Here is an 11,256-nt window from a genome sequence, read left to right as displayed (position 1 = left end):
CACGGCCGCCACGGTGCGCGGTGCGACCTACCTGGGATCCTCGCTGCGCGTGAGCCTCGAGGTGCCGGGCATCGGGACGCTGACCTCGCGGCAGAGCGAGAGCGCCGCAGGGCCGGACGGCAACGCCGGGCTGCGACCGGGCGACGCCGTGGAGGTCTGGTGGCGAACGGAGGAGGCGGTCGTCCTGGCCGAGGGCGGCGAGGCAACCCTCACGTCGACGCTGAGCGCGGTCGCGGCCGGCTGAGATCCGCCTCAGGCATCCGCGCCGGTTTTCTGCACAGCGTCAGGAACCTGCACAGCGTCAGCTAGATTCTCGAAGAACAGCTGACGCCGTGCAGAAAGCTGACGCTGCGTTGCCGCCGAGCGAGGCGAGCCGAAGGAATGCACCCGGTCTTGTTCGGCCCCCACAAGCAGGCACGAACGCGACTTCTCCACAGATTCGCTGAAGGCCCCGATGTGCCGAGCTCGGAGGCTGCAGAGTAAGAGGATGATCGACCCGCTCGGCACCCAAGGCGTCGCCCGCACATCCTCGTTGATCGCTCAAGGATGGAGCAGACATCGCATCGCCGAAGCTCTCGAGACAGGGCGGCTGATCCGCCCGCGACGGGGGTGGGTGGCGAAGCCTTCCGCCGACCCGGGACTGCTGCTCGCAGCGCGGCACGGCGTGCTGCTCGGCTGCATCACTCAGGCGAATCGCCTCGGGCTCTGGGTGCGCAGCGAACCGGTCAGGCATTTCGCCGTCCGCGAAAGCGGGGCCAGGAGCCGCCCGTCGGGGGTGCTGCACTGGCGCACCCCGCTGGTGCAGCGCGACCCCGATGCGCTCGAGGATCCGCTCGCGAACGTGCTCGATGCGGTCGCTCGCTGCCAGCCGTTCGAGGAGGCCGTCGCGATCTGGGACTCGGCGCTGAACAACGGCTTGGTCGAGTGGCTGGTGCTTTCACGCCTGCCCTTCGCCGGAGTGGCGAAGGATGTGCTCGCGGCGAGCAACCGCTTCGCCGACTCGGGCCTCGAATCGTATGTGCGCACCAGGCTGGCCTGGCTCAGGGTGAGGATCGTGGCGCAGGCGTGGGTGCACGGTCATCGCGTCGACTTCCTGATCGGAGAGCGTTTGGTGCTGCAGATCGATGGGAGTCAGCATTCCGGGGCGCAGCGCATGGCGGACAATCGGCACGATGCAGAGCTGAGACTGCGCGGGTACGAAGTCATCCGAATCGGCTACACGCAGGTGATGCGCGACTGGCCGAACGTGCAGCAACTCATCATGGACGCGATCTCCCAAGGGTTGCACCTCGCCGCCTGAGTGCTGCGCGTGACCGCGGTGCCTGCACTGTCTGCACGGCGTCGGAGATATGCGCGGTGGCAGCCACCTGCGCAGCGTCGGCTATCTGCGCAGCGTCAGTGAGAACTTCGAAAAACAGCTGACGCTGTGCCGATAGCTGACGCTGTGCAGACTTCTCACGCTGCGCCGGCCCCGCACCCGGCCCACGGCCTGCCGGCCGCACCCAGGGGTGAGCGGCAGCACGCGGGCCGACTCCCAGTGTTGACGCGGCCCCCGGGTGGCGGCGGCTCAGTCGAAGATGACGGTGCGGTGCCCGGTCAGCATGACGCGGTCCTCGGCGTGCAGACGCACGGCGCGGGTCAGCACGCGGCGCTCGACATCGCGGCCCATCTTGACGAGGTCGTCCTCGAGGTGGCGGTGCGAGATGCGCACCACATCCTGTTCGATGATCGGCCCCTCATCGAGGTCGCTCGTCACGTAGTGCGCCGTCGCCCCGATGAGCTTCACCCCGCGGTCGTAGGCCTGGTGGTAGGGCTTGGCGCCCTTGAAGCCGGGCAGGAACGAATGGTGGATGTTGATGATCCGCCCGGGGTAGCGCGAGCAGAAGTCGTCGCTCAGGATCTGCATGTAGCGCGCCAGCACGATGAAATCGGCGCCGGTATCGGCCACGAGCGCGCGCAGCTTCGCCTCCTGTTCGACCTTCGTGTCGGGGGTGATCGGCAGCAGGTGGAACGGGATGCCGTGCGGCTCGACGAGCGGCTTCAGCGTCTCGTGGTTCGAGACGACCGCGACGATGTCGACGGGCAGGTCGCCCGCCTGCCAGTGGTAGAGCAGATCCCAGAGGCAGTGGTCGGCCTTGCTCACCATGAGGATCACGCGCCGCAGCTCGGCCTTCCGGCGGAGCGAGAGGATCGGGTCGAATCGGGCGAGCTCGCTGCGCAGGTCCGTGTCGAAGCGGGTGGCGGCATCGGCCGGCACATCGATCTCCATGCGCAGCGTGAACGTCTGGCTGCGTTCGTGCGCGTACTGCGCGCTGTCGACGATGTTGGCGCCGTGGGAGAAGATCGTCTGCGACACCGCGGCGACGATTCCGGGCTCGTCGGTGCAGCGCAGGGTCAGGACGTGGGTCACCAGCTCGCGGGCGGTCTGCGCGGCGCTCACGAGCGGACCTTCAGACGCTGCGGGTCGTAGACCGGGGTCGCGACCACCTCTGCGGCATGGTCGCCGCCGTCGGCGCGGACGGACAAGCCGTTGCCTTTGGCAGCGTGCCCCTTGGCGACGCGGGCGAGCGCCAGCGTGCGTCCGCCGAGTTCGGGGGAGGGGACGGCCATGGTGATGAAGCCGACCTCGACGTCGCCGTCGAAGAGCGGGGCCTCGTCCAGGCCCTCCGGCTCGCCGTCGACGACGATCGAGGCGACGGTCCGCCTGGCCCGGTCCTTGAGCGCGACGAGCGCGTCGCGACCGTGGAACTGCTTCTTGTCGAGGTCGACCGACCAGCCCATCCGGCATTCGAACGGCGTCGTCTCGGCGTCGTACTCGAGGTCTCCCATGACCATGCCGGCTTCGACACGGACCATCATGAGCGCTCCGCCGCCGCAGCCGATCGCACCGAACTCGGCGCCGGCCTCGGCGACCGCGTCCCAGAGGTCGAGCGCGCGCTCGATCGGCACCATGACCTCGTAGCCGAGCTCGGCGGTGAAGCCCATGCGGTTGATGTGGGCGGGGATGCCGGCGAGGTCGACTCCGGTCTGGAAGGTGTAGTACGGGAAGGCCTCGTTGCTCAGGTCGGTGGCGGTGAGCTTCTGGAGCGTCTCGCGGCTCTTCGGGCCCTGCACCGAGAGAGTTGCGATCGTGCTGCGCAGCTCGGTGAGCGAGGTCTCCGGGGTGAGGTAGGAGCGGATCACGTCCTCGACCTCCCAGTTGCCGCCGGTGAGGCGCACGTGGTCGTCGCCGTAGATGAGTACGGTGCAGTCGTCCATCATGGTGCCGTCCTCGCGGACGACGACGCCGTAGGCGATGCTGCCGGGTGCGAGTGCCGACACGTTGCGGCTGAAGACCGCGTTCAGGACGTCGATCGCCCCGGGGCCGGTGATCTCCCATTTCGGGAGCATGGAGAAGTCGATCATGCCGACGCCGGTGCGGAACGCGCGGTACTCGGCCTCGGTGCCGGTGATGCGTTCAGGCGTCGCCTGGCCGGCGACGTCCGTCCACTCGTCCTCGGTGAGGTCGGCTGGCACGCGGTCGAAGAACGGGCAGGGCTTCAGGTGCTTCGGCATAGGCATGAGGTCGGTACTCCTCGCGATCTGGGTCGGGGTGATCAGTGGTCTCGGGCGATCAGTGTTCGCGGAAGATGGTGCTCGGCGTCCACGAGTATCCCATCTTCGCGCCTGTGCGGCGGGTACAAACTCCGGGCGGTGCGCCGTCGGTCGTGCACCGAGATGGGTGCAGCATGGTTTCCGAACGCCATTGTTCCGTATAGTAATCAAGTGTTCTCGTAAAATCGTACACTATCGCTCAGAGATGAGGGAGCCGATGCACTCCGCCCTCCGTCGCCCGCCGACGGTGACACCCTTGTTGGTCGCCGTGCTCGGCCTGCTTTCCATGAGCAGCTCCATCGCGATGGACACCTACCTCCCGGCACTGCCCGACGTCGCGTCGGATCTCGGCACCACGCCGATGCTGGTGCAGGTGACCCTCACCGCCTTCTTCGTCGGGCAGGCGCTCGGTCAGTTGATCCTCGGACCGATGTCGGATCGCTACGGGCGGTGGCGGCCCCTGCTGGTCGGCAGCGTGATCTTCGTCGCGGCGGGCGTCGGTGCGGCGCTCGCCCCGAACATCTGGCTCCTGATCGCGCTGCGCACCGCGCAGGGCTTCGGCGCCGCGGCGGGCCCGGTCATCGGCCGTGCCGTTGTCGCGGATCTCGCGACCGGCGCCCGCGCCGCGAGGCTGTTCGGCATCCTCATGATGCTGTTCGGGATCGCGCCGGTCATCGCGCCGATCATCGGCGGCCCGCTCGCCGAGTGGGGCGGGTGGCGCGCCACCATGTGGGGCATCGTCGTGATCAGCGTGATCGCGCTCATCAGCGTGCTGATCGTGCCGGAGAGCCTTCCGGCCGAGAACCGTCGCGTCATCCCCGGGCGCGCGATCGCCGGCGACTTCCTGGATCTCCTGCGGATCCGCCCGTACCTCATCTCGACGCTCCTGCTCGCGGCGAGCTTCGGCGTCATTACCGCCTGGCTGGCTGCGTCGTCCTTCGTGCTGCAGGAGTACTTCGGTCTCAGCCCGACCGGCTACTCGCTCTCGTTCGCCGTGATCTTCCTGGGTTTCCTGCTCGCGGGGTTCGCGAACACCCTTCTGTTGCGGCGGTTCCTGCCGGTGCATATCCTGCACGGATCGATGCTGGTGCTCGTGGCGTCCGTCGCCCTGCTCGTCCTCTTCCTCGCGATCGATGCCCTGCCTCTGTGGCTCCTGCTCCTGCTGGCCACCGTGAGCTGCGGCATGGTCGCTCCGATCTCGGCGAATGCCACGGCGATCGGGATCGGCGCGGTGCCCTCGAATCGGGCCGGCTCCGCATCGGCGCTCATGGGGGCGCTCGAGACGCTGATCCCGGCGTCCGTCATCCCCGTGCTCGGGATGTTCGGCAGCACGCCCGCGCCGCTCGTCATCGCCTTCGCCATCTGCGCGATGGTCTGCCTGGGACTCGACTTCGCGCTGCGCGCGGCCCCGGGGGTGCGGCTGCGCGGGTCTGCCGCCTGATCCGGAGCGCGTGCCGGGTACGCAACGGGGCGGATGGGAGATCCCACCCGCCCCGCGCATCCGGCCGCCGAAACGGCGGTCGTACCGGCTATTTGACCCTGACGCGCGTGGCGCCCTTCACCGCGACCGCCTCGAACTCGATCTTCATGCGCGGATCCGCGAGCTGCACGCCGGCGAGCATCGATCCGCATGCGGGCGGGTTGTCGCCGAAGGCCTCGCGCAGCGCCTCGTCCATCTCGAAGGCGTAGGAGATGTCGGTCGTGTAGGGGTGGAACCAGACGATCTCGTCGAGCGAGAAGCCCTCGCGCTCCAGGTGCGCCTGCATCTTGCGCAGCGCCTGCCGCGCCTGCTCGAGGGGGCTCTCCGAGATGTTCCCCTCGTCGTCGTGGCCGCCCAGGCCGGAGACGAACATGGTCTCCTCGTTCGAAAGGGTGAGTGCGAAGGGGTGGGGGATCCCGTCGGGGCGGAAGGCCTTCCAAGTCGACACGTGAACGCTCCTCTGAGTCGGTGATTCCGAGCCCGGCGGATCGGGGCTCGCGTGGCTCCGACGCTAGCAGAGGGGTTCTTTTACGGCAATGGACGTAGTCGCGAAAAACTACTGTCCGGGCGCTCGCTCGGGGTGCGGGATCCTCACTCGGCCGTGGGCGAGAGCCGCGGGAAGGTGTGCACGATCCACAGCTCGGTCTCCTCGTCCCCCGTCTGCCAGCGGTGGGTGCGGTTCGCGAGGTAGGTCGCGTAATCGCCGGCTTCCAGGAGCACCTCTTCGCCCACGGGGCCGATCCGTATGCTGCCGCGCTGCACGATCACGTGCTCGCGTGCGCCGGGGCCGTGGGAGGGCGAGGTCTCGTTCGATCCGGCGCGGAAGATCTGGTGGTGCAGCTCGAGGGTGCCCGAGCCGATGACCTGGTTCCGCACCACTCGGCCGACGCTCGAATCGTCGGAGATGTCGACGCCCTCGCCGGGGCGCACGACCTCGATCTCGGAGCGGGGCTCGACCGCGATCAGCGTGTTGACCGAGACGTCGAAGGTGTCGGCGATCGAGACCAGCGTCTCGAGCGTCGGGTTGGTGCGGCCCCGCTCCACTTTGAAGAGCGTCGCCTTCGCGATCCCGGATCGCTCGCTGAGCTGGGAGAGGGAGAGTCCGTGGGATTCGCGTAGCTGGCGCACGTTCTCCGCCAGTGCTTCGACATGACCGTTCATTCGTTCATTGTGTCACCAGCTTCGCGTCACCGGCGGAGGAGGGCCGGGATGTTGGGCGTTCTTCGGCGCGTCGGCTCGCGCGGAGCTCTCCGCTCGTCTCGGAAATATCGAACGGAATCGGTGCTCGTTACCGGTTTGTGATCTTTTACGAGAACGATCGACCTACTCTGAGAGATGGAAATACCGGCTCATACTGTTCGATATTTCCAATAATGAGTGATGAGGCTCACGACACCAGGAGATCCACATGAAAGCAATGAAACTGGGCTTGGCTCTGCTCGCGGCATCGACGCTGCTGCTGACCGCCTGCTCGGGCGGAGCCGGCAGCGAGAGCCCGGACGCCGGCGGCGAGGCCGGAGTGCAGAAGCTCAAGGTCGCCGTCTACGGCTCGACCGAGGAAGCGGTGATCGACATCGCCGAGGAGCAGGGGCTCTTCGCCGACGCCGGGATCGAAGTCGAGAAGGTCATCGTCGGTGCGCCCCCGGCGCTCGTCGCCGCGACGCAGTCGAACGAGGTCGATATCGCGATGATCCCGACCATCCTCGCGGTCCGCACCATGGCCGAGGGCGTGCCCCTCGTGATCGTCGGCTCCCTCGACGGCGCCCCGGCCGGCCAGGGCGAGATCTACGACAGCGGTGCGCTCTTCGCCTCCGAGAAGTCGGGCATCACCTCGGTGGATCAGCTGACCGGGAAGACCATAGTGGTCTCCGCCCGCGGATCCTCGTTCGAGGTGTCGATCACGTCCGCGCTGGTCGCGGCGGGCGTGGACCCGTCGACGATCAACTGGGTGACCATGGACTTCGCGTCCTCGCTGCCCGCGCTCAAGGACGGCAGCGTCGACGCCGCGCCGATGATTTCGCCCTTCAACCTGCAGGCCGAGGCGCAGGGCTCCGTGGTGCTCGGCTACCCCGGATCCGACTTCCTCGACGGTGCACCGGTCGACCTGTGGCTCACGAGCACCGATACGGCCGAGAAGCGCGGCGATGCGCTGCGCGCCTTCCGCGACGCCACCTACCAGGCCGCGACCTGGGCGAACGCGAACGAGGACGAGGTCAAGCAGCTGGGCATCGAGATCGGCGGTCTCGACCTCGACCCGGCCGATATGAAGCCGATGCACTTCTTCGAAGCCGATGTCCCGGTGGCCGACCTCGAGCGCATCAACCAGACGCTCATCGACATGGGCTTCCTGGACGCGACGGCCCAGTTCACCTTCCTGGATTGAGCGAGTGCGCGACGGTATCAATATGAGTGATCGAACTCAGAAAATCCTGTTCGGTGCGGGGGGCGTGCTCGGATCGCTGCTGCTCTGGCAGCTGGTCGCTTCGATGCAGCTGTTCGGCGAAGCGCTCCCCGCCGCCGTCGACACGCTCGCGCGCTTCGGTCAGATTCTCACAACGGCCGAGACGTGGGTCGCCACCGGCGAGACCCTGCTGACGGCGGTCTGCGGACTCCTGATCGCGATCGTGATCGGGGTGGTGGTCGGCATCCTGGTCGGCACCATCCCGGTCGTCGAGCACGCGACGCGTGTGCCCATCGAGTTCCTGAAGCCGATCCCCGCCATCGTGGTGTTGCCCGTCGCGGTGCTCGTGCTCGGACCGAAGATGCAGATGGGCATCTTCCTCGCCGCCTTCGGCTGCACGATCCAGATCCTCATGCAGACGGCGAACGGCGTCATCAACACCGACCCCGTCGCGCTCGATACGGCGCGCAGCTACCGCATGGGTCGCTTCGAACGGCTCGTCCGGGTGGTGCTGCCGAGCGCCAACCCCGAGATCGTCAGCGCGATCCGCATCGGTGCGCCCACCTCCCTCGTCATCGCGATCGTCGCCGAGCTCTTCGGCGGTGCGCCGGGGCTCGGCCAGCAGCTCTACAAGGTGATGCGGGTGGCCGATTCCGAGGGCGTCTTCGCGATCGTCCTCCTGCTCGGCATCCTCGGGCTCCTCGTCCTCTGGGTCAGCACGGCCGCGGAGCGCCGCATCATCCACTGGCATCCGAGTATCCGCGAGGAGCGCAGATCATGACCAGCACGACCCGCCTCTACTCGATCCCCAAGACGGCGGTCTCGGTCCCGAGGCTGTCGCGGCGCGCGCTGCTGACGATCGAGGTGCTCGCACCGATCCTGCTGCTCGCCGCCTGGTGGGTGTTCTCGGCGAACTCCACGAACGTCTTCTTCCCCCCGCTGTCGCGGATCCTGCAGCGCTTCCGGGAGCTCTGGCTCTTCGACCACTTCATGTCCGATGTGGTGCCGAGCCTCGCGAACCTCGCGCTGGGATTCGCCATCGCGGCGGTCGCCGGCGTGATCCTGGGGATGCTCATGGGCACGTTCAAGCGGCTCCGCTGGATGCTCTCGCCGATCATGGACTTCTTCCGCTCGATCCCGACGGTCGCCCTCGTGCCGATCTTCATCTCGCTGTTCGGCTTCGGCAACGAGACTCGTGTGGTCAGCATCGCGGTCGCCTCGGTGTTCCCGATCGCCATCGCGACCATGGATGGCGTGCGCGGGCTCGACCAGGTGCGGCGCGACGTCGCCACCGTGTTCAAGCTCACGACCTTTGAGCGTATGCTCCGGGTCAATCTGCCCGGCGCGAGCCCGATGCTGTTCTCCGGCCTCCAGGTGGGGCTCATGTACGCCTTCATCGTGATGATCGCGTCGGAGATGCTCGGCATCTCCGTCGGCATCGGCGCCATCACCCTCGAATCGCAGCAGACCTTCCGCATGGCCGACATGTGGGCGGGCATCCTGCTCCTCGGCGTCATCGGCTACCTCATCAATCTGCTCTTCCTGCTGGTGCGCCGTCGTGCGCTCCGGTGGTACTTCGCCAGCCAGCGCGTGAAGCGCGCCGGTTGACACGTCTGAAAGGACCGAACGTGACGAACCCCGTCAAAGTCTCCGTGAAAAACCTCGCGAAGAGCTTCGCGACGCCCACCGGAACGGTGGAGGTGATCAGGGATCTGACCTTCGACGTCTTCGAGGGCGAGCTGGTCTCGATCGTCGGCCCGTCGGGTGTGGGCAAGACGACCCTGCTGCGCTGCCTCTCCGGCCTCGATACGCTGAGCCGCGGCGAGGCGAGGCTCGATGACCGGCTCATCGACGGCCCGCCGAACGAGCTGGCGCTCGTGTTCCAGGATTACAGCCGATCGCTGATGCCCTGGCTCACCGTGCGCAAGAACGTCGAGCTCCCGCTGCGGCATCTCGGCCTCTCCGCCGAGGAGCGGCACGCGCGCAGCGACGAGGCGCTCGCCGCCGTCGGCCTCGCGCAGGCCGCGCAGAAGTACCCCTGGCAGCTCTCCGGCGGCATGCAGCAGCGCGTGGCGATCGCGCGAGCGGTCGCGTATCGGCCCGAGGTGCTGATCATGGACGAGCCGTTCGCCTCGGTCGACGCGCAGACCCGTTTCGAGCTCGAGGACCTGTGCCTGCGGATCCGCGACGAGTACCGGATGACCGTGATGGTGGTGACGCACGACATCGACGAGGCCGTCTACCTCTCCGACCGCATCGTCGTGATCGGCAAGAAGCCGGCCGAGGTGATGTCGATCGTCGATGTGCCGCTCGCCTTCCCGCGGGATCAGATCCGGACGCGGGCCGACGTCTCGTTCGGCGAGCTCCGCGGGCATGTGCTCGAACTGATCCAGGCCGCCCACTGATGGCCGCGGCGGATGCGCCGGACGGGAGGGAGCAGGTGGCAGGCGATCCGCGTGCCGGAGCCCGCGGGTACGAGCGATTCCCGCACCCGGTGACGGAGCGCGCGGCGACCACCGAACGGGCCTGGCGCCGGCCGCGGTCGGCTCGCCCGGGCGCCCCCAACGTCGTGCTCATCCTCGCCGACGACCTGGGCTTCAGCGACGTGGGCGCGTACGGCAGCGAGATCCGCACCCCGCATCTCGACGCGCTCGCCGACACCGGGGTGACGTACACCAACTACCACACCAACCCGGTGTGCTCCCCGGCCCGGGCGTCGCTGCTGACCGGCATCAACTCGCATCGCGCCGGCTTCGCCGAGGTGGCCCACGCGGATCCAGGCCTCCCGAACAACGTGCTCGAGCTGCCCGACGATGCGCCGACGATCGCCGAGTCGTTCCAGGCCGCGGGCTACGCGACGATCGCGATCGGCAAGTGGCACCTCGCGAAGGAATCGCACATGCATGAGGGTGCCGACCAGCACTCCTGGCCGGTGCAGCGCGGCTTCGATCGCTACTTCGGCCATCTCGACGGCTTCTCGCAGCTGTTCCATCCGCACCGGCTCTACGTGGACAACTCGCTGTACGAGCCGGATCCCGACGACGACTCCTACCTCACCGACGTGTACACGGATCGCGCGATCGGCTACTTGAGCGGTCTGCGCGCGAACGAGCCGGAGAAGCCGTTCTTCCTCTATCTCGCTCACACGGCCGTGCACGCGCCGCTGCAGGCGAAGGAGGAGGACATCTCCCGGTACCGCGGCGTCTACGAGGCGGGCTGGCAGCAGCTGCGCGAGGAGCGCTTCGCCGCCCAGCGGGCGCTGGGCATCGTCGACGAGCACGCGGAGCTGCCCGACGAGGACCCCGATTTCGAGGTCGCGGCATGGGACGAGCTGAGCGCGTCGCAGCGGGAGCTCTACGCGCGCTACATGAGCGTGTACGCGGGCGCCGTCGACAACATGGATCAGAACCTCGGCCGTCTGATCGAGCATCTGAAGGCGTCCGGGGACTTCGAGAACACGATCTTCGCGTTCGCCTCCGACAACGGCGCCTCGGGCGAGGGCGGCCCGGAGGGCACGCGCAGCTACCTCAGCAAGTTCGTCCACGACGTCGAGCCACCCGAGTCGTGGCGCGTCGATCTTGAGACCCCGCTCGAGGAGGTGGGCGGGCCGCGCTCGGCGATCCACTACCCGCGGGGCTGGGCCAGGGTCTCGGCGACGCCGTACCGGTACTTCAAGGGGCACACGTACGGCGGCGGGGTGCGCGCTCCGCTCATCATCAGCTGGCAGCGCGGGATCGGCGATGCCGGTGGCGGCGCGGCCGCCGAGTCGCCCGCGGCGGCC

12 protein-coding genes are annotated in these 11,256 nt (G+C 68.0%); 8 read left to right on the top strand and 4 right to left on the bottom strand.

The window, feature by feature from the left end:
• Both ACFPZL_RS06220 and ACFPZL_RS06215 read left to right on the top strand, forming a co-directional pair.
• Positions 1 to 244: TOBE domain-containing protein (locus tag ACFPZL_RS06220; protein WP_382334897.1), on the top strand; the 244-nt coding region annotated here is incomplete at its 5' end.
• Positions 245 to 613: 369 nt separating this feature from the next.
• Positions 614 to 1,300 carry an endonuclease domain-containing protein gene (locus ACFPZL_RS06215; RefSeq protein WP_236022009.1) on the top strand — a complete coding sequence of 229 codons (687 nt, stop codon included), beginning with the start codon at positions 614 to 616 and terminating at the stop codon, positions 1,298 to 1,300.
• Between the two features lie 267 nt (positions 1,301 to 1,567).
• On the opposite strand, the gene purU is transcribed toward ACFPZL_RS06215, so the two are convergent.
• Together purU and ACFPZL_RS06205 are read right to left on the bottom strand one after the other, a co-directional pair.
• A complete protein-coding gene (gene purU, locus ACFPZL_RS06210) occupies positions 1,568 to 2,440 on the bottom strand; it encodes a formyltetrahydrofolate deformylase (RefSeq protein ID WP_236022008.1) in 873 nt (290 codons plus the stop codon).
• Positions 2,437 to 3,561, bottom strand: a complete 1,125-nt coding sequence (locus ACFPZL_RS06205; RefSeq protein ID WP_218114900.1) for an aminomethyltransferase family protein — start codon at positions 3,559 to 3,561, stop codon at positions 2,437 to 2,439. Before ACFPZL_RS06205 ends, purU begins: the two co-directional genes overlap by 4 nt.
• Between ACFPZL_RS06205 and ACFPZL_RS06200 the strand changes: the two genes are divergently transcribed.
• A complete protein-coding gene (locus ACFPZL_RS06200) occupies positions 3,452 to 5,035 on the top strand; it encodes a multidrug effflux MFS transporter (protein ID WP_328798018.1) in 1,584 nt (527 codons plus the stop codon). The two genes, ACFPZL_RS06205 and ACFPZL_RS06200, sit on opposite strands and share 110 nt — an antisense overlap.
• 88 nt (positions 5,036 to 5,123) lie before the next feature.
• Here ACFPZL_RS06200 and ACFPZL_RS06195 read toward each other — a convergent pair whose 3' ends face one another.
• Positions 5,124 to 5,522, bottom strand: coding sequence for a RidA family protein (locus ACFPZL_RS06195; protein ID WP_218114898.1), 399 nt, complete (start codon positions 5,520 to 5,522; stop codon positions 5,124 to 5,126).
• Between the two features lie 143 nt (positions 5,523 to 5,665).
• Entirely contained in the window at positions 5,666 to 6,235 is a 570-nt protein-coding gene (locus ACFPZL_RS06190) for a helix-turn-helix domain-containing protein (protein WP_218114897.1), read from the bottom strand.
• A 247-nt stretch (positions 6,236 to 6,482) separates the two neighbouring features.
• Between ACFPZL_RS06190 and ACFPZL_RS06185 the strand changes: the two genes are divergently transcribed.
• The 5 genes from ACFPZL_RS06185 to ACFPZL_RS06165 all read left to right on the top strand — a co-directional run.
• On the top strand, positions 6,483 to 7,457 hold the full coding sequence (locus ACFPZL_RS06185; RefSeq protein ID WP_218114896.1) for an ABC transporter substrate-binding protein: 975 nt from the start codon (positions 6,483 to 6,485) through the stop codon (positions 7,455 to 7,457).
• A 22-nt stretch (positions 7,458 to 7,479) separates the two neighbouring features.
• Positions 7,480 to 8,256, top strand: a complete 777-nt coding sequence (locus tag ACFPZL_RS06180; protein WP_218114895.1) for an ABC transporter permease — start codon at positions 7,480 to 7,482, stop codon at positions 8,254 to 8,256.
• Positions 8,253 to 9,083, top strand: a complete 831-nt coding sequence (locus tag ACFPZL_RS06175; protein WP_218114894.1) for an ABC transporter permease — start codon at positions 8,253 to 8,255, stop codon at positions 9,081 to 9,083. The genes ACFPZL_RS06180 and ACFPZL_RS06175 overlap by 4 nt, the downstream gene beginning before the upstream one ends.
• A 5-nt stretch (positions 9,084 to 9,088) precedes the next feature.
• Positions 9,089 to 9,880: an ABC transporter ATP-binding protein gene (locus ACFPZL_RS06170; RefSeq protein ID WP_382333040.1), complete on the top strand. Its 792-nt coding sequence runs from the start codon at positions 9,089 to 9,091 to the stop codon at positions 9,878 to 9,880.
• 35 nt (positions 9,881 to 9,915) lie between these two features.
• On the top strand, positions 9,916 to 11,256 hold a 1,341-nt coding region (locus ACFPZL_RS06165; protein WP_382334894.1), incomplete at its 3' end, for a sulfatase-like hydrolase/transferase.

Origin of the sequence: Leucobacter soli (assembly GCF_042659205.1) — a bacterium.
GTDB classification, from domain to species: Bacteria; Actinomycetota; Actinomycetes; order Actinomycetales; family Microbacteriaceae; genus Leucobacter; species Leucobacter soli.
The sequence above is the reverse complement of the archived record's forward strand: the minus strand, read 5'-3'. Positions and strand labels throughout refer to the sequence as shown.